Here is a 20,613-nt window from a genome sequence, read left to right on the forward strand (position 1 = left end):
GTCCGCCGGTTTCGTCCGATCTTGACGCTATCGGCTGCCTGCCGCAGGCTCCCCGCCGAGTTGCCACGAGCAGGACGCCCATGCCGCATATTCTGATTGTCGAAGACGAAGCCGCGATCGCCGACACCTTGATCTTCGCCCTGCAAAGCGAAGGCTTCACCACCACCTGGCTGAGCCTGGCCGAGCAGGCCCTGGCCGAACAGCAGCGCAGTCCGGCGGACTTGCTGATTCTCGATGTCGGCCTGCCGGATATCAGCGGTTTCGAGGCCTGCAAACGGCTGCGGCGCTTCTCCGAGGTGCCGGTGATCTTCCTTACGGCCCGCAGCGAGGAAATCGACCGCGTGGTGGGCCTGGAAATCGGTGCCGACGATTACGTGGTCAAACCCTTTAGCCCCCGGGAAGTCGCCGCGCGGGTCAAGGCCATTCTCAAACGCATAGCGCCGCGTGAAGCACCTGCCACCAGCCCGGCCTGCGCTCCGTTCCAGCTGGATATCGAGCGGGTGCAGATCCACTATCACGGCCAGCTACTGAGCCTGACCCGCCACGAATTCCGTTTGCTGCAAAGCCTGCTGGCGCAACCCGAGCGGGTGTTCTCCCGCGAGCAGTTGCTCGACGGCCTGGGCGTGGCCGCCGATGTCGGCTACGAGCGCACCATCGACAGCCATATCAAAAGCCTGCGCGCCAAGTTGCGCCTGGTGGCCGCTGAGGCGGAGCCGATCCAGACTCATCGCGGCCTGGGTTACAGCTACTCGCCGAGGCACGCCTGATGCCGTTGGGGATACGCATCTTTTTGGTGTACTTCCTGTTTGTCGGGCTGGCGGGCTGGTTTGTGCTGAGCACGGTGATGGACGAAATCCGCCCCGGCGTAAGGCAAAGCACCGAAGAAACCCTGGTCGATACCGCCAACCTGTTGGCCGAGATTTTGCGTGATGAGGTCAAGGCTGGCCGCCTGCAACAAAGCCGCCTGCCCGCCTTGTTGCAAGCCTATGGTCAGCGTCAACCGCAGGCGCAAATCTGGGGCGTGGAGAAAACCCAGGTCAACCACCGCATCTATGTCACCGACGCCGATGGCATTGTCTTACTCGACTCCACAGGCGCGGCGGTGGGCCAGGATTACTCGCGCTGGAACGATGTGCTGCGCACCCTGCGCGGCGAGTATGGCGCGCGCTCGACCAAGGAAGACCCGAACGATCCCGACTCCTCGGTGATGTATGTCGCTGCACCGATCATGGACGGCGCGCAGATTATCGGCGTGGTCTCGGTGGCCAAGCCCAATCGCACCCTGCAGCCCTATATCGAACGCTCCGAGCAGCGTCTGGCCTGGCTCGGCGGCGGTTTGATCGTGCTCGGTCTGCTGATCGGCGCGCTGCTGTCCTGGTGGCTCAGCGCCGCACTGCGCAAACTGACCCACTACGCCCAGGCGGTTAGCGCCGGTCAACGTGCCGAACTGCCCAGCGTACGCGGCGGTGAGCTGGCGCAGTTGGCTGAGGCCATCGAGCGCATGCGCACCGAGCTGGAAGGCAAAGCCTATGTCGAACGCTACGTGCACACCCTGACCCACGAGCTGAAAAGCCCCCTGGCAGCGATTCGTGGCGCGGCGGAACTGCTCGACGGCGAAATGCCGGTGGCACAGCGGCAGCGTTTCGTGGCCAATATCGAGCAGGAAAGCGCGCGCATGCAGCAGTTGATCGAGCGCCTGCTGCACCTGGCCCAGGTCGAACAGCGCCAGGGCCTGGAGGAACAGGTCGCGGTGCCGCTGCAAGCACTGGTCACGTCGCTTTTACAGGCGCAGATGGCGCGAATAGAAGCCGCTGCTGTGCAGGTCGAGAATAGGATTGAAGCCAGCCTTGCACTCCGTGGTGAACGTTTTCTACTGCGCCAGGCGCTGGTCAACCTGCTCGACAATGCCCTGGATTTCACTCCGCCGCAGGGTCAGTTGCGATTTACGGCCGAGCGCGTCGGCGAGCAGATTGAACTGCGCCTGTTCAACCAGGGTGAGCCGATACCGGACTATGCCTTGGCGCGTTTGAGTGAACGCTTCTATTCCCTGCCGCGCCCCGGCAGTGGACGCAAGAGCACCGGTTTGGGGCTGAATTTTGTCGAGGAGGTGGTGCAGCTGCATGGCGGCGAACTGCACATTGGCAATGTCAGCGGCGGCGTAGAAGTGCGCCTGCGTTTGCCGGCGGCAACCAGTGATTAGTGGCACATCTTGGCCTGCTCCTTGCTGACGTCTGTGGCTAAGCAAGGTTGCGCAACCGCCAGGCAGATGCTCTGATCCCTGTTGTCGGGTTGGCTATCCTCATAGCAACAGCCCACGCGCGACCTTTACTGCCAACAAGACCAGAATGGAGTCACTGCATGAAAACCGTAGCCGAGATACTCAGGGCCAAGCCACATGCCGCGATCTACAGCGTTAGCCCGGACACCACAGTGCTCGACGCAGTCAAATTGCTGGCTGAAAAAGGCATCGGTGCGCTGGTAGTACTGGACAAGGGCCGCCTGGTCGGCATCGTCAGCGAGCGTGACTACGCACGTAAAATCGAGCTGCTACAACGCTCGGCATTCAGCACCCAGATCAGCGAAATTATGACCGCAGATGTCCTGACCGTCGGGCCGCGCGACACCTCTCAGCACTGCATGCAGCTGATGACCGACCGCCACCTGCGCCACCTGCCGGTAATCGCCGAAGGCGAACTGATCGGCTTGCTGTCGATCGGCGACCTGGTTAAACACACCATCGCCGAACAGGCCAGCCTGATCCAGCAGCTGGAACAGTACATTCGCGGCGAATAGCACTTACCGCGTTAGCTCACTGCGCGCCGCTGCGGCTGATCATCATGCAGAAAGCGCGTGTAGATATCCCGCGGCGGCGCCAGCTGCAGCTGCGCCATGATTCGGCCGACTGCGCCACGGTGGTAGCCGCCGTGGGTGACGATATGCGCGAGCATCTCCTCGCGGCTCATGCAGCCGGTATCGCCATCAACAAACGTGAAGCTCAGGCGCTCGGCCAACTGTTCGGCGCCGAGTCCCGCGACATAGTCCAAATACCAGCGATCTGTCTCCTGCATTACCTGCTGCAATGCTGCCAGCGTGGGCGTTTCCGCGGTGTTGGTGGCGCTGTAGCTGTGGTTGATGCCTTGCAGGTTGGCGACAAATATTCGCTCGACCACATAGATGTGATTGAGGATGCGCAGGGCGGCGTGCAGCTCGCTGTGTTGGGTGAGTGGATCCAGTCGCTGCAACTCAGCAATGAGTTCCTGATTGGCCCAGGCCTTGTACTGGAGTAGTGAGGTTAACAAGCTAGCACTGCTCATAAATGGCCTTTGATACGCGGGTGGTTTAGCCGGGTGTTGGATGGGTTACGGCCCAGTGGGTGGATAGTGCTGTGCGCTTTGGTTGTGGCGCGCATACTGGCCTTTCAATAATCCTCAGGTGACGACGATGACCCTTGCCCTTACTCCACTGATTTCGCTGATTGCCGGCATTCTGATTCTGGTGATGCCGCGCCTGCTGAACTACATCGTGGCGATTTATCTGATCGTGATTGGCCTGGTTGGCATCTTCGGCACTGGCAATTTCAATCTGAACTTTTAAGCGTTTGGCAGCCCGGTTCTTCGGGCTGCCCCGTCCAGTCAAGCTGTAGTCGAGGCGCTATCCTGCGGCGCTTTGCTCGCTGTATTGAGCGCTTTGAGCACCAGATACAGCAACGGTCCGACTGAGACAAACAGCGCAGTCAGGGCAAAGAATGGCAGTAGGTAGGCCAGTGACTTGCCCCGTTGGCGGCCGTCGCGGTACATCCAGATGCAGGCCAGCGCCGCGAGGATATACAGGTCGATCACCACCTGGGCGGTGTCAGGGCTGGACATCAACTGAATGCCAAATTGCAGCAGTGATTGCTCTGCGTGCAGCATCACGTAGAAGGTGTAGGCGCTGAAGGCCAGCAGGGTGATCAGCGGCAGTACGAGCTTTTTCATGGTGCCATCCTTGGGTTGTTATAAATCTAGGGAGTTTGCGCTATCAGCCTGACGCGCGGGTTGCTGAACTGTTCCGCTGCACCATCGCCATCACGGCTTCAGCGTTCTCCAGCAGGCAGCCATAGTGCGCTTGTTCGGCGCAGCGGATCACCGCATTGGCATTGCGCAGATGCTCCTGCAGGTAAATGGACATGGCAATTGGCGCCCAGTTATCGGCGTCGCCATGCCACAGGTTGACCGCCGCCGTGACGCTATCCAGTTTTACCGCCCAGGGTTCGACGTAGAGGTTTACGTCACGCTGATAGCTGCTAGTCCCATGTTTGAAACACGCGCGCTGAATATCTGCCAGCCAGGCCTGGGTATCGGCCTGGCGCAACAGTTCCGGGTCTTTGCCGCCGGCACCGGCGAACAGTAGTTTCAGCAACAGGCGCGGGCTGATCTTCGCCAGCAGCGCCTGATACCCGGCAAAGGCCCGGAACAGCCTTGGGTAATGCTGCGCCCAAAGGAAGGTATAACGGCCCGCGCCCATGCCGACGCTATTGCTGGGGATTTCCAGAGGTGCGGCGGCTGATAGTAGGTACACCTCAGCCACTTGCTCACCCAGTAGTGCGGCGACACGCAGCGCCAGGCAGGCACCGATGGAAAAACCGAGCAGGCGAATCGGTTGTCCAGCGGTGCTATCGCTGATCTGTTGCGTCAGTTGTTGCAGATAAGCCGCGCTGCCGAATTCACCGGGCAGATTGCGCTCCACCACCAGCAGCTTGATGCCGTGCGCCAAGGCAGCCTGATGCAGCATCGCCGCCTCAACCGCTGCGCCCGGCACGCCATGGAAGTAGAACAGTGGCTGTCCATCGGGGCAGCCGTATGCAGTTGGGTTCACGCCCTATCTCCCGCTAGCAGCTGTTGCGTTAATCCGCATCGTGTTCAGTCATCGATACGGTCGGTGGGTTGTCACTCAATAAAACGTGGCTCGCAGCGCACCTCAGATTTCACCGAGTTGGCAATAAAGCACTCTTCATGGGCCTGGTGGTGCATGTGCTCAATCTGTTCGCGGCTGGGTAGGCGCTCACCAGAGAAAGTGACCGCAGGACGCAGAGTAACCTGGGCGATAAACAGCTTTCCGGCGGCATTTTCCTGCATCAGCCCGCTGGCGCAGTCGTGGTAGTCATCAACGCAGAAACGACACTTGGCGGCGATGGAGAGGAACCAGAGCATATGGCAGCTGGCAAGCGATGCGACGAAGGCTTCCTCGGGGTCGACGGCGCTTGCATCCGACATTGGCAGCGGAACTACATGCGGTGAGGACGAACCGGCGACCTCCTGACCTCCATCAAAACGCAGCAGATGCTTGCGGCTGTAGCGGTTACCAAGAAAGTCCTGCTCACCGCGTTGCCAGATCACCTCAGCGACATACTCCGCCACGTTTATTCTCCTGATGCAGTTAGGTAGCAGACCGTTGAAGGCGTAGTCGGTAGCAAGGCAGGTGGTTTTCAGCAGGCGCTGGGCACTTACCACCAGCCGTTATCATTCAGCAGCATCTTCTTGTAGTAATCGATATTGGCGCGCGTGGCGAATACCGCGCTGATACCGTAGCCCAGCGCGTTGGCGATTTTGCTGTAGCCGAGGTAGTCCAGGCCGATGCCGAGGATGATCACTACCGCTGCGCAGACGACGAACAGCGCCAAACCCTTTTTCCACATGCCCTTGATGGCGTAGTAGATCGGCCCGAAGAAGAACGCCAGAAAGTTGAAGCTGAAAGCCTTGCGCCGCTCCTCGGCGGGCAGCTGCTTGAACCTGGGCATCTTGATGCCGCCGGCATGGTGGATCGCGCTAAAGCGCTGCTTCCATTTATCCGAGATGGGTAGGGCTGCAATCTGCTCGTCGGACACCAGTGATTCTGCGTCGGCGACGCTGGCTTGCGGGGTAGCGTAGGGGTTGTGCTGGGTCATGGCCGTTCATCCTTAAGTGGCGTTCAGCGGCACGCTACGCATTTCCCGGATGACTGTCTATTGGCCTGCTGGGTGTCTGCTCCGCATCTCCACACACTCTCCATCTGCCCTCCATAAAGCCACCATTTGCGCCACCCAGACTCTGCCCACCTAAACCGTATCGGAGAGTTGCACCATGAGCCGCATTCTGGGTTTCAAGCTGGGCGCCATTGCCCTGCTGATTTTGTTATTGCTGATCCCGCTGTCGATGATTGGCGGGCTGGTGAGCGAGCGGCAGTATCAACGTGCCGAGGTGCTGCAGGACATCGCGCGCAGTTCCAGCTACCGCCAGCAGCTGACCGGACCGATTCTGGTAATGCCTTACACCAAGGTGTGGAACCAGTGGAAAACCCACGCCAAGACTGGCGAGCGTTACCTGGAAGAGCAGAAGAGCCGTGGCCGTTTGTACTTCTTGCCAGAGCGCTTTGTGCTCAATGGCCAGGTAAGCACCGAGGAGCGTGCACGCGGCATCTATAAAGCGCTGCTGTACCGCAGCGACAACCAGATCAGTGGCGCCTTTAAGCTACCGGCGCGTCTGGGGTTGGGTGATGAGCTGGGTTTGTACCAGTTTGACCGGCCGTTCCTCTCGGTCGGCATCAGCGATGTGCGGGGCATCAGCAATGACCTGCAACTGCGCTTCAACGGCATGAGCCTGAGCTTCGCCCCGGGCAGCGCTGAAGAGCGCTTCGGTGCAGGTGTGCATGCGCCGCTGCCGCTGCTGGACACCCAGGGTGGGCAAGTGCTGGAGTTCGCCTTCAACCTCAAACTGCAGGGTACTGAGCAACTGAGCATCACCCCGGTGGGGCGTGACAGCCGGGTTGAGCTGACCTCCGGCTGGCCGCACCCAAGCTTTGTCGGGGAATACCTGCCGAGCAGCCGTGAGGTTTCGGCCGCCGGATTCAAAGCGCACTGGCAGACCAGTTTCTTCGCCACCAACCTGGAAGAAGCATTGGCTGATTGCGTGCAAGGCGACAGCTGCAATGCGCTGACCGCGCGCAACTTTGGCGTGAGCTTTGTCGACCCGGTGGACCAGTACCTGAAGACCGAGCGGGCGATCAAATATGCGCTGCTGTTTATCGGCCTGACCTTCGCCGTGTTCTTCCTCTTTGAAGTGCTCAAACGCATGGCCGTACACCCGGTGCAATACGCCTTGGTGGGCATGTCGCTGGCGCTGTTCTACCTGTTGCTGCTGTCGCTGTCCGAGCACCTGAGTTTTGCCCTGGCCTACGGCATTGCCGCGACCGCCTGTGTGCTGCTGATTGGTTTCTACGTCAGTTACGTGCTGCACAGCGCCCTGCGCGGAGTGGGCTTTGGTGCGTTGCTGGCGCTGCTCTACGGCATGTTGTTCGGCCTGCTTGGGGCTGAGGACTACGCCTTGCTGATGGGCTCGGTGCTGGTGTTCGGTGTGCTCGCCGGGGTGATGGTGCTGACCCGCAAACTCGACTGGTACGGCGTCGGTCGCCTGCCACTGGCCAGCCCTGTCAGCGATCGCTAAACCCTTGCGGCGCAGGTTCAGCTTGCGCCGCTTTTTACCTGCGTGGGAGTTGAACATGATGCGTTTATTGATGCAGTTTTCTGCCTGCTTCGCTCTAGGGTTGGCGGTGGCCTTTATGGTGCTGTTGGGCCTGATGTTCTGCGGCCAGTTTGACCTGATCAAAGGCCTGCAGTTGACCGGACAACCCCTGGCGCAATTGAGCCTGGTGCTATTGCCAGAAGCCTTCTGGAAGGGCCTGACTGGCTTGGCCAACGCCCCACAGAACCTTGAAGTGCAGTCCTTTCTCAGTCTGTGCACGGCGCTGGGCCAGGTGGGGCTGCTGCTGGCGTTTGGCTTCTTTCGTCTGTGGTATGTGCGATGAGCGGGCATGTGGGTTTACGCGAAGAGTCGCGTGCCGGGCATCTGCTGGCGCGGCGTATTGCCCGGTTGTTTACCTACGCGGTGTGTCAGTCGCCTAAGCGTATGCCGAATGCGCCGGCTACGCTTGGCGCTAAGCCGGCGCGGCCTGAGTAACGGCGAGTGGAAGTTGGCCGGGCAGGGCTTAAACGGAGGCTGTTACAAGGGCGCAATCGTGATGATGCTCGGTTCACGGCTTAGCGCCGACTTCGGTGCTTTTTTATGCGTGCTTAACGGCTTCTTATTACTGGATAAAAAACAGCACTCAAGGCGTTGTTAAGCAGCTAATACCAATGTCTATCTGTCGGCCCTAGTGGCCTGCTGCTAGCTTGAAGGTGCATGAGAATAACAATAACCGGAGGAGTTTATGACTTCTGATCAAGCTAACGCTGCAGCGTACTGGAAGGCGAATGTTCGGCTGATTACTTGGAGCCTGATTGTCTGGGCCCTGGTGTCTTTCGGCTTCGCCATACTTCTTCGACCCATGCTGGCAGGTATCTCTGTCGGCGGTACTGACCTTGGCTTCTGGTTCGCCCAGCAAGGTTCGATCATTGCCTTTATCGGACTCATTTTCTTTTACGCCTGGAAAATGAACAGACTCGATAAACAATTCGGTGTCGAGGAATAATCCATGAGCCAGTTTGCAATAAACCTGCTGTTTGTGGGCGCCTCCTTTGCGCTCTACTTCGGCATCGCGTTCTGGGCCCGTGCCGGATCGACTAAAGAGTTCTATGTCGCCGGCGGTGGCGTTCACCCCATTACCAACGGCATGGCGACTGCAGCCGACTGGATGTCCGCGGCTTCGTTTATTTCCATGGCGGGCCTGATTGCTGCCGGTGGTTATGCCAACTCAACTTTCCTGATGGGCTGGACCGGTGGCTATGTGCTGCTGGCCATGCTGTTGGCGCCGTACCTGCGCAAATTCGGCAAGTTCACTGTGCCGGACTTTATCGGCGATCGCTTCTATAGCAACGGCGCACGCCTGGCTGCAGTGGTCTGCCTGATCATTATCTGCGTTACTTACGTGATCGGTCAGATGGCTGGTGCTGGCGTGGCGTTCTCGCGCTTCCTCGAAGTGAGCAACTCCACCGGTATCTGGATCGCTGCTGGCGTGGTGTTCTGCTACGCGGTGTTCGGCGGTATGAAGGGCATTACCTACACCCAGGTGGCGCAGTACGTGGTGTTGATCATCGCCTACACCATCCCGGCGGTATTCATCTCCCTGCAACTGACGGGTAATCCGATTCCGATGTTCGGCATGTTCAGCGAGCACACTGAGTCAGGTGTACCGCTGCTACAGAAGCTCAATGAAGTCGTAGCGGGTCTGGGCTTTACCGACTACACCGCGGATGTCACCAACAAGCTGAACATGGTGCTCTTCACCATGTCGCTGATGATTGGTACGGCCGGTCTGCCGCACGTAATCATTCGCTTCTTCACCGTGCCGAAAGTCGCTGACGCACGTTGGTCGGCTGGCTGGACCCTGATCTTTATCGCTCTGCTGTACCTCACCGCTCCGGCTGTGGCGTCCATGGCGCGCCTGAACCTGCTGACCACCGTCTATCCACAAGGTGTCGAGGCTCCAGCGCTGGCGTATGAAGAGCGTCCTGAGTGGGTGAAGAACTGGGAGAAAACCGGTCTGATCACCTGGGAAGACAAGAACACTGACGGTCGTATCCAGCTGTACAACGATGCCGCTCCAGCCTTCACCCCAACTGCTGAAACTCGCGGCTGGAAAGGCAATGAGCTGACCGTTAACAACGACATTCTGGTATTGGCCAACCCGGAAATCGCCAACCTGCCTAGCTGGGTTGTTGGTCTGATCGCGGCGGGTGCCATTGCGGCTGCGTTGTCCACGGCTGCGGGTCTGTTGCTGGCCATTTCTTCGGCCGTGAGTCATGACCTGATCAAGACGCTGATAAATCCGAAGATCAGCGAGAAGAACGAAATGCGCGCTGCGCGGCTCTCTATGGCGGCGGCTATCTTGCTGGCCACTTGGCTGGGGCTCAATCCGCCAGGCTTTGCGGCGCAGGTGGTGGCGTTGGCCTTCGGTATAGCCGCGGCCACGCTGTTCCCTGCGCTGATGATGGGGATCTTCTCAAAACGGGTAAACGATAAGGGCGCGATTGCCGGCATGCTGGTAGGCCTGGTCTTCACCGTCGTTTACATCTTCCTGTACTTGGGTTGGTTCTTTATTCCAGGCACTGCGACCCTTGCCAACACTCCGGAGAACTGGATGTTCGGTATCTCGCCGCTGTCTATTGGCACTGTGGGTGCAGTGATCAACTTCGCGGTTGCCTACGCCGTGTCGCTTGCGACCGTAGCGCCGCCGAAGGAGATTCAGGAGCTGGTAGAAAGCGTACGCACTCCCAAAGGTGCTGGTGGCGCATTGAGCCACTGAGCATAATCACCCCGGATCATGTTTGATCAGGGTCTTACCAGCGGGCCTCCTAAGGAGGCCCGTTTTATTTCCAGCTATCCATGGCGCATACCTTCTGGCGCGTTGCGGTGCAGCGTCATCAACTGCGCCAGGCAGTTTTTATTATCGGGAGTCAGTACATGTTGTGGACAATACTTGCCATCGTGGTTTCAGGGCTGGGGGCGGCTGGTATTGCCATGCTGCTGCGCAAACTGACACGCAACCGCTTGCCCAAGTGGATCATTCCGGCGTTTGGCGGTTTGGGCATGCTGAGCTACCAGATTTACTACGAGTATTCTTGGTTCGAGCACCAGCTGCAGCGTCAGCCAGCAGAGTCGGTGCTGGTAGCCAGCGAAAACGGCGAGGTGTTCTGGCGGCCCTGGACGTTTTACTGGCCGATGACCACGGCGTTCACCGTGCTCGACAGCAAAAGCGTGCAGCACCAGGAAACCGAGGGTGGCGTGATCAGCGCCTTTAACCTGTACCGTTTTGAAAAACAGCACATCGACCATGTCAGCCATCAGGCGCATCTGCTCAATTGCAGCACGGCAGAACTGCTGCCCTTGGACGCAGAGAAAAAGCCGCTGCTGGATCAGTTGAAGGTCGTAGCCAAAGAGGATGCGCTCTACCAGCAGGTCTGCCAGTAGCAGGTCGCAGCATCGTCAATTCTCCTCGCTAATCACCGGCTAGCCCTGGCCCCGTTCAGGGCTACGGGCGCCGGATTCCGCTGCGTTGCAGCAATGGCCAGCAACCAATCACGGCCGGCAGACCCAGGCCCAGCCAGGCCACGGCATCCCAGCCGCCATCGCCGAGCAGGGCACTGGTCAGGCCGATGGCGCTAAGCAGGCCGAGCAGCAGCGGCAGCGTGAAGGTCGATTGGCGCCAGTTCATGCTGGGGTCTCCGCGCGCTCACGTTGCGTCGCCGGGGTTCGCCGGCGTACCCACCAGAGGTACAGGCCGCTGCCGAGCACGCTGATGGTCAGCACATCCAGCACTGCCCAGAGCACTTTCATCGGCATGCCGCCGTAGTCGCCAAAGTGCAGCGGTTGCGACATCGACAGCGCATCCATGTACCAGGGCCGTTGGCCGATGGCGGTGACGTCCAGGCTGCGCGCATCAATCAACACCGGCGTCCACAGGTGGGCGGTGAGGTGCGTATTGCCCTTCATAAATACGCTGTAGTGGTGCTCGCTGGAGAAGCGCGTGCCGGGGAAGGCGATAAAGTCCGGCTGCATACCCGGCGTGGCCTGCGCAGCGATACTCAGCACCTGATTGACTGGTGCACGCTCGGTTAACGGCGGCGCGTCGCGGTAAGGCGCGACCATCGCGGCAAGGGCTTCGGTACGCCAGGCGCTGATCAGCAGATCGGCGCAGGCGCTGATCACCCCGGTCACGCCCACCACCAGCGCCCAGGTCAGGGTGACGATGCCGATCAGGTTGTGCAGGTCGAGCCAGCGCGTGCGGGTGGATTTCTCATGGCGCACTTCGGCGAATTTCAGCCGGCGCATAAAGGGTGCGTAAAGCACCACGCCGGAGATGATCGCCACCACGAACAGCACGCCCATAAACGCCAGCAACAGCTTGCCCGGCAGGCCAGCGAACATGTCCACGTGCAGACGCAGAATGACCATCAGGATGCCGCCGTTGGCTGCTGGCATCTCAACCGCCTCGCCGCTGCGCGCATCGAGCATAAAAGTGTGCGAGGAATTCGGCTCGGTGCCGGCTGTGGCGGCGGTAATCGCCACTACGCCGTTGGGTTCGTCGTCCTCGAAACCGAAATACTGCACCACTTCCCCCGGCCGATGACGCTCGGCCGCTTCGACCAGTTGCTGCAGGCTCAGGTGTGGCGTCTCGGCTGGCAGCTCGCGCAGCTCGGGCGCTTCGCCGAGCAGGTGTTCCAGCTCGTGGTGGAAGATCAGTGGCAGCCCGGTCAGGGCCAGCAGCAACAGAAACAGAGTGCAGATCAGGCTGGTCCAGGTGTGCACCTGGGACCAACGGCGGATGGTGGTGGCTTTCATCGGCATATCCAGAAATGCCTACGCCGCCCTATGTGGCGGCGCAGGGTGGCTGCGTGGGGGCTTACCAGGCGTAGTTGAGGCTGGCGGTCACGCGGCGAGGATCACCGGCATAGCAGTAGAAACCGTCGCAGGTGGCCAGGTATTCCTTGTCGAACAGGTTGTTGGCGTTGAGCGCCACGCTGGCGCCGTGCAGGCTGCTATCGAGGTGGCCGAGGTCATAACGCACAGCGGCGTCGTAAACGGTGTAGGCGTTGGAGTGACCATCTGATGTGTCACGCACAAAGCCGATGCTGCCGACAGAAATATTGTCGGTGGAGCCGATGTAGCGCGCGCCGAAGCCAACACCGAAGCCGGCCAGCGGACCCGCGGCCCAGTCATAGTCGGCCCAGATCGCCGCTTGATGCTCGGGGGTCAGCGGCAGCGCGCGGTTTTTGTCGCGCGGATCACCGACTTTGGTCATCTTGCTGTTGGCGTAGGTGTAAGAGGCGGTCAGCGTGAAATTTTCGGTCACGTTGCCGATCGCTTCCAACTCGAAACCACGAACTTGCACTTCCTCCAGAGGCTGGCTGGCCCCCAACGTGTTGGTGCTGACGATGTCCTGCCGTTTCAGGTCATACGCCGCAGCGGTGAACAGCATGTCGCTGCCCGGCGGCTGATACTTGATCCCCAATTCATACTGTTTGCCTGTGCTCGGCTGGAATGCTTTGCCTTCACTGCCACCCGCTTCTGCCTGAAAGGATTCGGCGTAAGACATGTAAGGGGTGAAGCCGGAATCGAACACATAGCTCAGTGCTGCGTTACCGCTGAACTGGCTGTCGCGACGGCTGTCTTGGGCATCGTTGGCGTTGTAGAACACCGAGTCGGTATCCAGTTTGTCCCAGCGGCCGCCCAGGGTCAGGCGCCAGGCGTCGAGAGCCATCTGATCCTGCAGATAGAGGCCAGTGCTTGTGCGCTTCTGGTTGTAGTTCTGAAAAGCCGTGTAGGCGACACCGCTGAAGTCTTGGCCGTAAATCGGGCGAATGATGTTGCTGCTGGGAGCCGTGCCGTACAGCCAGCGGTAATCGGTGTTGACGCGCAGATAGTCGACGCCGAGCAACAGCGTGTGGCCGATTGCGTCCGTGTTGAAATCAGCCTGAAAGTTGTTGTCCACAGCGAAGTGGCTGATGTTTTCGTCGTACACGTTGGCACCGCGCGCCACCGCGCCGTCATCGGCCACCGCAGTGGCCCAGCCGCCAGCGGTGATGATCTGGTTATCCAGTTCGAGCTTGCTATAGCGCAGGTTCTGATTGAACTGCCAGATGTCGTTGATGCGGTGCTCGAAGGCGTAGCCCAGGGCGTAGAACGTCTTGTCGTAGAACTCCCAGTCAGGGTCGCCAAGGTTCTTGTTGTAGTCGACCTTGCCGGCAGGGGTGCTCAGCCGGGTGCCTTGCAGTGGCAGGAACTGGCTGGTGCCGCCGGTATCGTCACGGTTGAACTGGCCGAGGAAGGTCAGTTTGCTGTCGTCGGCAATGTTCCACGTCAGGCTGGGCGCGAGGTTGAAACGCTGGTCGTCCATATGCTCGATAACGGTGCCACTGTCACGGCCGGTACCGCTGAGACGGTAGAGGAAGCGACCTTCATCGTCGATCTTGCCGGTGCTGTCGAAGCTGATCTGCTTGTGATTGTAGTTACCGACTTGCACCTGCACTTCATGGCTGCTTTCGGTCTGCGGGCGGCGGCTGACGGCATCCACCAGGCCGCCTGGCGGGGTCTGGCCATACACGGCCGAGGCCGGACCGCGCAGTACGGCGACGCGTTCCAGGTTCCAGGTTTCCAGCTTGGCCATGGTGTAGCTGCCCTTTGGCAGCGGCAGGCCGTCGAGCATCTGGATCGGTTCGAAACCGCGGATCTTCATCCAGTCGGCGCGGCTGTCGCTGCCGTAACTGCTGGCAATGACACCGGGCATATAGCGCACAGCGTCATCGAGGTTCTGCACCTTGCGATCCTGCATCTGCTCGCGGGTGGCCACCGAGATCGAGCGTGGTGCTTCCAGCAGCGGTGTGTCGGTCTTGCTGCCGGTTGCAGTGCGATTGGCCAGGTAGCCGGGCGCAGGGCCCCAGGCGCTTTCCACATTCTGCGCGGCGGTCACCGTCACATCCGGCAACGCCACCGCTGCTTGCGGCACGGGTGCCAAGTTGTAGCTGCCGGCGCTGTTCTGCTGCAATTGCAAACCACTGCCTTGCAGCGCCTGGTGCAGGGCGTCGAGGGCGTCGTAGTCACCTGCCACCGGTGTCGATTGTTTGCCTGCGGTCAGCGCGGGGTCGATGCTCAGGACGATGCCGGCCTGGCTGGCGATCTGCGTCAGGGTGCTGGCCAGCGGTGCGGCCGGCAGTTGGTAGCTATCCGCCAGGGCGGGAGCGCAGACGCTGGCAAGGCTGATGGCAGCGGCCAGCAGGCCGGGGCGAAACAGGGGCATGACGCGGGTCATTACGAAACTCTCCTAAGCGGGAATGTATCTCAATGACCTGTTGCCGAAGCAGAATGAAAAAGTGACAGGGCTCGTTAAAAATAATTTACCAACGCCCTGGCGTATCAACCGGCGGCGCAGCGCGACACCTACTGCGCGGCAGGTACGACCTTGGCCCACCAGTTGCCAAGGCGCTCAATACGCACGGGCAAACTCGGCGGCAGGGCCGCCAGGGCCTTGTCACTGTCGTGCAGGGGGAAGCTGCCGCTGATGCGCAGGTCGGCCAGGCTTGGGTCGAGGCCCAGGTAGCCACTGCGGTATTCGCCCAGGGCGTCGAGCAGGTCGGCCAGGCGCAGGTTATCGGCTACCAACATGCCGTGGCTCCAGGCCGCAGCGCTGAGTGGCGCAGGCAGCACGCTGCCCAGGCGCTGGCGCTGCATCAGCACCTGCTCACCGCTCTGGATAATCCGCTCGCTGCTGCCTTCGACCGGGTGCGCGGCGACGGCCGACTGCAGCACGGTGAGGCGCGTGCTGGTGCCTTCGCGGCGCACCAGAAAGCGCGTGCCGAGGGCGCGCAGGCTGCCGTGTTCAGTGAGCACCACAAAGGGTCGCGAATCGCCGTGAGCGGTCTGCACCAGGATTTCACCGCTGTGCAGGCGCACTGCGCGCTGGCTGTCGCTGAATTCGATGTCCACGGCGCTGGCGCTGTTCAGGCGCACCAGGCTGTGGTCGCTCAGCAGCAGTTCGCGCTGTTCGCCACGGCCGGTGTGTTCATCGGCCAGGTAATCGCCGAGCGGGCGTTGTTGCGCCAACAGGCCGAGCACCAGCGCGCTGCTCAGCAGAAGGCCGAGCGCGGTGCCGCCCATACGACGCAAACCTTTGCTGCGCGCACTGTGCAGCAAGGCCTGGCGTGCGGGTGCGGCAGCGGCTGACGCCAGGCGGATATCCAGGCCATTGAGTTGTTGCCAGACCCGCGCATGGTCGGGATGCGCCGCCAACCATGCGGCGAACGCGTGCTGCTGTTCGGCGTTGACCGTGCCGGAGTCCAGGCACAGCTGCCATTCGATGGCGGCATCCAGCACCTGCGCCGATACCGCGCTCATTGCGGTGCTCCGTAAAGGGCGATGTAGCACTGACGCAGGCCCTGAGCCAGGTACTGGCGCACGCGGGATACTGACACGCCGAGGCGCTCGGCGATTTCCGCGTGGCCCATGCCATCCAGGCGGTTATGCAGAAAGGCCGCGCGGGCGTTGCTCGACAGCTCACCAAGCAAGCGGTCGATCTCGCGCAGCGCGTCCAGGGCCAGCGTCTGTTCTTCGGCGCTGGGTTGCACGTCCTGCTGCTGTTGCCCGAGTTCTTCGAGGTAGGCACGTTCCAACGCGCTGCGGCGGAAGTGATCGATCAGCAGACCTTTAGCGATGGTGGTCAGCAGTGCGCGCGGCTCGCGGGCCTGATCCAGGTCACTGCGGCCGAGCAGGCGGACAAAGGTGTCCTGGCTGAGGTCTTCGGCGCGTTCCGGGCTATACAGGCTTTTGCGCAGCCAGCCGAGCAGCCAGTCACGGTGATCGCGATAGAACAGACCGACAACTTGCTGGTGGGTGGAATCGCCGGCCGACACGCGGACCTCGCAATAGGAGATAGGAAACAAATCAAGAATTATTCGCATATGATGACAGCGCCGCCCCCTGCGCTGCAATCAGCCGATGCGCTGCCGCGATGGGTGGTTGCGCTATGCCATGACACCGCAGTGACATAGATGCAGATCAATAGCCGCTGGCCGCTGCCGCGCTAGAGTGCCCGGCCCTGTTGGCTGAGCGCTTTATCCATGGCACCGACTCCGCGTTACCCCGAGCTGCTCTCGCCAGCCGGCACCCTGAAAAACATGCGTTACGCCTTCGCCTATGGCGCGGATGCGGTGTACGCCGGGCAGCCGCGTTACAGCCTGCGGGTGCGCAATAACGAGTTCGACCACGCCAATCTGGAGGCGGGTATCCGCGAGGCGCATGCCCAGGGCAAGCAGTTCTATGTGGTGGTCAATATCGCGCCGCATAACGCCAAGCTGAAGACCTTTCTGCGTGACCTGCTGCCGGTGGTACTAATGGGGCCGGATGCGCTGATCATGTCCGATCCCGGGTTGATCATGCTGGTGCGCGAACACTTCCCGCAAATGCCGATTCACCTGTCGGTGCAAGCCAATGCGGTGAACTGGGCCAGCGTGAGGTTCTGGCAGCTGCAGGGCTTGAGCCGGGTGATTCTGTCGCGCGAGCTGTCGCTAGAGGAGATTGCCGAGATTCGCAGTGAAGTGCCGGGCATGGAGCTGGAGGTGTTTGTCCACGGCGCGCTGTGCATGGCCTATTCCGGGCGCTGCCTGCTGTCGGGCTATATCAACAAGCGCGATCCCAACCAGGGTAGCTGCACCAACGCCTGTCGCTGGCAGTACCAGGCGACTCTGGCCGGCGAGAACGAACTGGGCGAGGTGGTGCAGATTGTCGAGCCGACTTTGGGCGTGGGTGCACCCACTGAGCAGCTGTTTCTGCTGGAAGATGCCAGTCGCCCTGGCGAGCAGATGGCCGCCTATGAGGACGAACATGGCACCTACATCATGAACTCCAAGGACCTGCGCGCGGTGCAGCATGTTGAGCGCCTGGTGCAGATGGGCGTGCATTCGCTGAAGATCGAGGGCCGTACCAAATCCCACTATTACGTGGCGCGCACCGCTCAGGTGTACCGCAAGGCCATCGATGATGCGGTGGCCGGCAGGCCCTTCGATAAATCCCTGATGACGACCCTGGAGTCCCTGGCCCATCGCGGCTACACCGAGGGTTTTCTGCGCCGTCATGTGCACGATGAATATCAGAACTATGAGCGCGGCAGCTCGGTGTCCGAGCAGCAGCAGTTTGTCGGTGAACTGACTGGCGAGCGGCGTGGCGAACTGGCCGAGGTGCGGATAAAAAACCGCTTTGCCGTTGGCGATGGTCTGGAGCTGATGACGCCCGAGGGCAATCTGCGCTTCACCCTCGAACAGCTGGAAAACAGCAAGGGCCATGCTGTGGCAGTCGCGCCGGGCGACGGCCATGTGCTCTACCTGCCGGTGCCGCCTGAGGTGCAGCTGGAATATGGCCTCCTGATGCGCGATCTGTAGGCGCTGCTCTTACATCGAATGCGCGCGCTGGCGACGACGGCTGTTGAGTTGCTGCAGCAGTGCCGGCAGGTTGTCGAGGTGTTGCTGGCGCGCCTTGCTGAACAGAATCAGCGCCAGCTCTGCAGTCACCAGAGCGTCGGCGCTGGCGTGGTGACGTTGTTGTACCTGCAGGCCGAAATGCTGCGTCCAGTCGTCTAGGCCTGCGTGCGGCAGTTTTGCCTTGGGGCAGACCAGTGGGGCGATTTCCGCGACATCGAAGAAGGCATGCTGCAAGCGGTAGCCCAGGCTCTGCTTGAGCGCGCGGGCCAGCATGCGCTGGTCGAACTCGGCGTGGAATGCCAGCAGCGGGCTGTCGCCGACAAACTCCATAAAGCTCAGCAGGGCTTCGGCTGGGTCCTCGCCATTGGCGATTTCGCTGGGCGCGATGCCATGGATCAGCGTGCTGGCGCTGGCCTGGTGGCCTTCGCGGAGCAAGGTGCATTCGAATTGCTGACCAAGGTCGATGGCGCCCTGGTCGATTACCACCGCACCAATGGACAGGACTTGATCACGGCGCATATTCAGTCCGCTGGTTTCCAGGTCCAGCACCACAAGGCGCTGCTCATTCAGCGGACCATCGTTAAGGCAGGAGGTCTCGGCCAGCGCCTGTCGGCGCGTGAGTTGTGCTTGCGTCAGAGCCGGTCGTTGCCCGGTAAACCAGGTGAACTTGCTCATAACTGATACCTCTGCGCCAGGCTGCTCTGCAGGCGCTGTGCCTGGCGGAACGATTCACGCAGGATGCGCCGGTCGAGGTGGTTGAGGTGATCGGGATCGACGCGGTTGGAGTAGGGCAGGCCATCGCGTGCCTGCAGCTGGTGCTGCTGCATCCGTGCCTGCTGAATGTAGTGGTAGGCCTCTTCATAGGCTGCGCCATCCTGGGCTTCGATCACTCCCTGCTGAATCAGCGCGCGCAGGCGCTCCAGGGTGTTACAGGCGTTCACGCCATGGGCAAGAGCGAGCAGGCGGGCGCCATCAACAAAGGGCGTCAGGCCCTGCATTTTGAGGTCCAGGGTGTCCTTCTCAGCACCGCTGCGAGCGACCACAAAGTCACGGAACATGCCCACCGGCGGTCGCTGGCGCAGGGCGTTTTCCGCCAGCATGCGCTGAAACAGGCTGTTGCCTCCCACCTGCTGCAGCAGGCCTTCGCGCAGGTGATCGCAACCCTCGGTTGCGCCCCACACGGCGCGCAGGTCGAAATAGATACTCGAAGCCAGTAGGTTCTCCGGCGTGGCTTCCTGAACAAAACTGCTGAAGCGCCGTGACCACTCGTGGCGTGACAGGCACAGCTCGGGGTTGCCGGCCATGATGTTGCCCTTGCACAGGGTAAAGCCGCACTGCGCCAGGCGTTGGTTGATCTCCTGGGCCAGCGGCAGCAGGCGGCCGCGAATGGCCGCAGCTTCGGCTGCATCGGCGGCTTCGAAGAGGATGCCGTTGTCCTGATCGGTGTGCAGCGTTTGTTCGCTGCGGCCTTCGCTGCCGAATACCAGCCAGGTGAACGGTATGCCAGGGTCGCCCAGGTCTTCCAACGTCAGCTCGATCACCCGGCAGACAGTATGGTCGTTGAGCAGGGTGATCAGCTGGGTGATCTGCGTCGAGCTGGCGCCGTGGGCGAGCATGCTGTCGACCAGTTGGCGCACATCGTTGCGCAGCGCTGCCAGGGTTTCCACCCGCCCGGCGTGGCGAATGGTGCGCGCCAGATGCACCAGATCGACCCGCTGCAGGCTGAACAGATCCCGCTCGGAAATCACCCCGCATAGCTGGCCGTTCTCAACCAGGCAGACGTGAGCGATATGCCGCTCCGTCATGGCCATCGCCGCATCGAAGGCGCTGGCATCCGGTGGCAGATCAAAGGGTGATTGCGTCATCAGGCAGTCGATGGGCTGCGCCAGATCGACACCGTCAGCCACCACGCGACGCAGGTCGCGCAGGGTAAAAATGCCCAGTGGTTTGAGTTTGGGATCAACGATCACAATGCTGCCGACCTGTTGCTCGTGCATCAGCTTGACCGCATCACGCAGTGGCATGTCCGGGCTGCAGCTGATCGGGGTGCGCATGGCCAGCTGGCCGAGGCGGGTGTCGAGCGAATACTGCGCGCCAAGGGTTTCCACCGCGCGCATCTGCACCTGCTGGTTGACCTGATCGAGCAGGCTGCTGACCCCGCGCAAGGCAAAGTCGCGCAACGGGTTGGACAATGAGAACAGCTTGATAAACGCCGGCTTGTTCAGCAGCAGGCAGAAGGTGTCTTCGGCGGCCAGGTGTTCGGTGCGGGTGGCGCGCTCGCCGATCAGCGCAGCCAGCGGGAAGCATTCCCCGCTGGTGATCTCGAAGGTGGTTTCCGTGCCGCGCCGTGCGGAATGCGGGCGTTCGCCATGCACGCGGCCCTGTTTGACAATGTAGAAGTGCTCAACCGGGCCGTCGGTCGGCTTGATGATGGTTTCACCTTCGCCATAGAAACGCAGCTGACAGTTCTCCACCAGATACGCCAGATGAGCGGCATCCATCTGATTGAACGGCGGAAATTTCTGCAGAAAGGCCATGGTGCCATGGATGTTCTGCAACACCGCCGTTTTGCCCGCTTGGGCGATTGCATCTGCGCTGCTCATGGGCGGCCTCACGGTTTTCTCTATGAGCATGATCGACTGGCGCTGTGGGGTAGGCCATTGGACGTAAGTCTAGGCGTTGGGCGCCCTGTGCAA

General features: G+C 61.0%; 23 protein-coding genes. 11 read left to right on the top strand and 12 right to left on the bottom strand.

Annotation, left to right across the window (positions count from 1 at the left end; all coding sequences use genetic code 11):
* Nucleotides 1-80 precede the first annotated feature (80 nt).
* The 3 genes from creB (at nt 81) to CUR33_RS02175 (ending at nt 2,793) form a co-directional block, all read left to right on the top strand.
* Nucleotides 81-767, top strand: coding sequence for a two-component system response regulator CreB (gene creB / locus CUR33_RS02165; protein ID WP_090255001.1), 687 nt, complete (start codon nt 81-83; stop codon nt 765-767).
* The gene (gene creC / locus CUR33_RS02170) at nt 767-2,200 is read left to right on the top strand and encodes a two-component system sensor histidine kinase CreC (RefSeq protein WP_289238551.1); all 1,434 of its coding nucleotides are present in this window, start codon (nt 767-769) and stop codon (nt 2,198-2,200) included. Before creB ends, creC begins: the two co-directional genes overlap by 1 nt.
* 158 nt (nt 2,201-2,358) lie before the next feature.
* Nucleotides 2,359-2,793 carry a CBS domain-containing protein gene (locus tag CUR33_RS02175; protein ID WP_090255006.1) on the top strand — a complete coding sequence of 145 codons (435 nt, stop codon included), beginning with the start codon at nt 2,359-2,361 and terminating at the stop codon, nt 2,791-2,793.
* Between the two features lie 11 nt (nt 2,794-2,804).
* Here CUR33_RS02175 and CUR33_RS02180 read toward each other — a convergent pair whose 3' ends face one another.
* Entirely contained in the window at nt 2,805-3,299 is a 495-nt protein-coding gene (locus tag CUR33_RS02180) for a DinB family protein (protein WP_289238552.1), read from the bottom strand.
* Between the two features lie 142 nt (nt 3,300-3,441).
* On the opposite strand from CUR33_RS02180, the gene CUR33_RS02185 reads away from it, so the two are divergent.
* The gene (locus tag CUR33_RS02185; RefSeq protein ID WP_167146758.1) at nt 3,442-3,594 is read left to right on the top strand and encodes a DUF3096 domain-containing protein; all 153 of its coding nucleotides are present in this window, start codon (nt 3,442-3,444) and stop codon (nt 3,592-3,594) included.
* A gap of 38 nt (nt 3,595-3,632) precedes the next feature.
* Here CUR33_RS02185 and CUR33_RS02190 read toward each other — a convergent pair whose 3' ends face one another.
* The 4 genes from CUR33_RS02190 to CUR33_RS02205 form a co-directional block, all read right to left on the bottom strand.
* Nucleotides 3,633-3,974, bottom strand: a complete 342-nt coding sequence (locus CUR33_RS02190; protein ID WP_289238553.1) for a DUF2834 domain-containing protein — start codon at nt 3,972-3,974, stop codon at nt 3,633-3,635.
* A gap of 43 nt (nt 3,975-4,017) precedes the next feature.
* The gene (locus tag CUR33_RS02195; RefSeq protein ID WP_289238554.1) at nt 4,018-4,854 is read right to left on the bottom strand and encodes an alpha/beta fold hydrolase; all 837 of its coding nucleotides are present in this window, start codon (nt 4,852-4,854) and stop codon (nt 4,018-4,020) included.
* A 71-nt stretch (nt 4,855-4,925) separates the two neighbouring features.
* Entirely contained in the window at nt 4,926-5,396 is a 471-nt protein-coding gene (locus CUR33_RS02200) for an OsmC family protein (protein ID WP_289238555.1), read from the bottom strand.
* Nucleotides 5,397-5,482: 86 nt separating this feature from the next.
* Complete coding sequence (locus CUR33_RS02205; RefSeq protein WP_282874217.1) at nt 5,483-5,923, bottom strand: DUF2628 domain-containing protein; 441 nt, start codon at nt 5,921-5,923, stop codon at nt 5,483-5,485.
* 175 nt (nt 5,924-6,098) lie between these two features.
* On the opposite strand from CUR33_RS02205, the gene creD reads away from it, so the two are divergent.
* From creD to CUR33_RS02235, 6 genes are all read left to right on the top strand, one after another.
* Nucleotides 6,099-7,457 (top strand): cell envelope integrity protein CreD, encoded by a 1,359-nt coding sequence (gene creD, locus CUR33_RS02210; RefSeq protein ID WP_160089566.1) that lies wholly within the window; start codon nt 6,099-6,101, stop codon nt 7,455-7,457.
* A gap of 55 nt (nt 7,458-7,512) precedes the next feature.
* Nucleotides 7,513-7,818: a hypothetical protein gene (locus CUR33_RS02215; protein WP_289238556.1), complete on the top strand. Its 306-nt coding sequence runs from the start codon at nt 7,513-7,515 to the stop codon at nt 7,816-7,818.
* Nucleotides 7,815-7,970: a hypothetical protein gene (locus CUR33_RS02220; RefSeq protein ID WP_289238557.1), complete on the top strand. Its 156-nt coding sequence runs from the start codon at nt 7,815-7,817 to the stop codon at nt 7,968-7,970. The genes CUR33_RS02215 and CUR33_RS02220 overlap by 4 nt, the downstream gene beginning before the upstream one ends.
* 250 nt (nt 7,971-8,220) lie before the next feature.
* Nucleotides 8,221-8,481 (top strand): DUF4212 domain-containing protein, encoded by a 261-nt coding sequence (locus tag CUR33_RS02225; RefSeq protein WP_090255024.1) that lies wholly within the window; start codon nt 8,221-8,223, stop codon nt 8,479-8,481.
* Between the two features lie 3 nt (nt 8,482-8,484).
* The gene (locus CUR33_RS02230) at nt 8,485-10,254 is read left to right on the top strand and encodes a sodium:solute symporter family protein (protein WP_090255026.1); all 1,770 of its coding nucleotides are present in this window, start codon (nt 8,485-8,487) and stop codon (nt 10,252-10,254) included.
* Between the two features lie 158 nt (nt 10,255-10,412).
* Nucleotides 10,413-10,919: a hypothetical protein gene (locus tag CUR33_RS02235; RefSeq protein WP_289238558.1), complete on the top strand. Its 507-nt coding sequence runs from the start codon at nt 10,413-10,415 to the stop codon at nt 10,917-10,919.
* Nucleotides 10,920-10,980: 61 nt separating this feature from the next.
* Here the strand turns inward: CUR33_RS02235 and CUR33_RS02240 are convergent, their stop codons facing one another.
* The 5 genes from CUR33_RS02240 to CUR33_RS02260 form a co-directional block, all read right to left on the bottom strand.
* Nucleotides 10,981-11,163, bottom strand: coding sequence for a hypothetical protein (locus tag CUR33_RS02240; protein WP_160089556.1), 183 nt, complete (start codon nt 11,161-11,163; stop codon nt 10,981-10,983).
* On the bottom strand, nt 11,160-12,290 hold the full coding sequence (locus tag CUR33_RS02245) for a PepSY-associated TM helix domain-containing protein (RefSeq protein ID WP_289238559.1): 1,131 nt from the start codon (nt 12,288-12,290) through the stop codon (nt 11,160-11,162). Before CUR33_RS02245 ends, CUR33_RS02240 begins: the two co-directional genes overlap by 4 nt.
* Before the next feature lie 61 nt (nt 12,291-12,351).
* Nucleotides 12,352-14,757 (bottom strand): TonB-dependent siderophore receptor, encoded by a 2,406-nt coding sequence (locus CUR33_RS02250; RefSeq protein ID WP_289238560.1) that lies wholly within the window; start codon nt 14,755-14,757, stop codon nt 12,352-12,354.
* Between the two features lie 128 nt (nt 14,758-14,885).
* Nucleotides 14,886-15,839, bottom strand: a complete 954-nt coding sequence (locus CUR33_RS02255) for a FecR domain-containing protein (protein WP_289238561.1) — start codon at nt 15,837-15,839, stop codon at nt 14,886-14,888.
* Nucleotides 15,836-16,354, bottom strand: coding sequence for an RNA polymerase sigma factor (locus tag CUR33_RS02260; protein WP_289238562.1), 519 nt, complete (start codon nt 16,352-16,354; stop codon nt 15,836-15,838). Before CUR33_RS02260 ends, CUR33_RS02255 begins: the two co-directional genes overlap by 4 nt.
* A 207-nt stretch (nt 16,355-16,561) precedes the next feature.
* Here CUR33_RS02260 and trhP point away from each other — a divergent pair, with 207 nt between their 5' ends.
* The gene (gene trhP / locus CUR33_RS02265) at nt 16,562-17,878 is read left to right on the top strand and encodes a prephenate-dependent tRNA uridine(34) hydroxylase TrhP (protein WP_289238563.1); all 1,317 of its coding nucleotides are present in this window, start codon (nt 16,562-16,564) and stop codon (nt 17,876-17,878) included.
* A gap of 9 nt (nt 17,879-17,887) precedes the next feature.
* Here the strand turns inward: trhP and CUR33_RS02270 are convergent, their stop codons facing one another.
* A complete protein-coding gene (locus tag CUR33_RS02270) occupies nt 17,888-18,592 on the bottom strand; it encodes a 3'-5' exonuclease (protein WP_289238564.1) in 705 nt (234 codons plus the stop codon).
* Nucleotides 18,589-20,520 carry a putative nucleotidyltransferase substrate binding domain-containing protein gene (locus CUR33_RS02275; RefSeq protein ID WP_289238565.1) on the bottom strand — a complete coding sequence of 644 codons (1,932 nt, stop codon included), beginning with the start codon at nt 20,518-20,520 and terminating at the stop codon, nt 18,589-18,591. Before CUR33_RS02275 ends, CUR33_RS02270 begins: the two co-directional genes overlap by 4 nt.
* Nucleotides 20,521-20,613: the final 93 nt, after the last annotated feature.

The sequence above is a fragment of the Pseudomonas sp. FEMGT703P genome, assembly GCF_002786345.1.
GTDB classification, from domain to species: Bacteria; Pseudomonadota; Gammaproteobacteria; order Pseudomonadales; family Pseudomonadaceae; genus Aquipseudomonas; species Aquipseudomonas peli.

What these genes read in the sequence shown, in the direction of transcription:
- trhP (WP_289238563.1), top strand. Translation starts at nt 16,562, where the DNA reads ATGGCACCGACTCCGCGTTACCCCGAGCTGCTCTCGCCAGCCGGCACC.
- CUR33_RS02275 (WP_289238565.1), bottom strand. Translation starts at nt 20,520, where the DNA reads ATGAGCAGCGCAGATGCAATCGCCCAAGCGGGCAAAACGGCGGTGTTG.
- creD (WP_160089566.1), top strand. Translation starts at nt 6,099, where the DNA reads ATGAGCCGCATTCTGGGTTTCAAGCTGGGCGCCATTGCCCTGCTGATT.
- CUR33_RS02270 (WP_289238564.1), bottom strand. Translation starts at nt 18,592, where the DNA reads ATGAGCAAGTTCACCTGGTTTACCGGGCAACGACCGGCTCTGACGCAA.
- CUR33_RS02185 (WP_167146758.1), top strand. Translation starts at nt 3,442, where the DNA reads ATGACCCTTGCCCTTACTCCACTGATTTCGCTGATTGCCGGCATTCTG.
- CUR33_RS02255 (WP_289238561.1), bottom strand. Translation starts at nt 15,839, where the DNA reads ATGAGCGCGGTATCGGCGCAGGTGCTGGATGCCGCCATCGAATGGCAG.
- CUR33_RS02220 (WP_289238557.1), top strand. Translation starts at nt 7,815, where the DNA reads ATGAGCGGGCATGTGGGTTTACGCGAAGAGTCGCGTGCCGGGCATCTG.
- CUR33_RS02245 (WP_289238559.1), bottom strand. Translation starts at nt 12,290, where the DNA reads ATGAAAGCCACCACCATCCGCCGTTGGTCCCAGGTGCACACCTGGACC.
- CUR33_RS02175 (WP_090255006.1), top strand. Translation starts at nt 2,359, where the DNA reads ATGAAAACCGTAGCCGAGATACTCAGGGCCAAGCCACATGCCGCGATC.
- CUR33_RS02235 (WP_289238558.1), top strand. Translation starts at nt 10,413, where the DNA reads ATGTTGTGGACAATACTTGCCATCGTGGTTTCAGGGCTGGGGGCGGCT.
- CUR33_RS02240 (WP_160089556.1), bottom strand. Translation starts at nt 11,163, where the DNA reads ATGAACTGGCGCCAATCGACCTTCACGCTGCCGCTGCTGCTCGGCCTG.
- CUR33_RS02230 (WP_090255026.1), top strand. Translation starts at nt 8,485, where the DNA reads ATGAGCCAGTTTGCAATAAACCTGCTGTTTGTGGGCGCCTCCTTTGCG.
- CUR33_RS02250 (WP_289238560.1), bottom strand. Translation starts at nt 14,757, where the DNA reads ATGACCCGCGTCATGCCCCTGTTTCGCCCCGGCCTGCTGGCCGCTGCC.
- CUR33_RS02225 (WP_090255024.1), top strand. Translation starts at nt 8,221, where the DNA reads ATGACTTCTGATCAAGCTAACGCTGCAGCGTACTGGAAGGCGAATGTT.
- CUR33_RS02205 (WP_282874217.1), bottom strand. Translation starts at nt 5,923, where the DNA reads ATGACCCAGCACAACCCCTACGCTACCCCGCAAGCCAGCGTCGCCGAC.
- creB (WP_090255001.1), top strand. Translation starts at nt 81, where the DNA reads ATGCCGCATATTCTGATTGTCGAAGACGAAGCCGCGATCGCCGACACC.
- creC (WP_289238551.1), top strand. Translation starts at nt 767, where the DNA reads ATGCCGTTGGGGATACGCATCTTTTTGGTGTACTTCCTGTTTGTCGGG.
- CUR33_RS02215 (WP_289238556.1), top strand. Translation starts at nt 7,513, where the DNA reads ATGATGCGTTTATTGATGCAGTTTTCTGCCTGCTTCGCTCTAGGGTTG.
- CUR33_RS02190 (WP_289238553.1), bottom strand. Translation starts at nt 3,974, where the DNA reads ATGAAAAAGCTCGTACTGCCGCTGATCACCCTGCTGGCCTTCAGCGCC.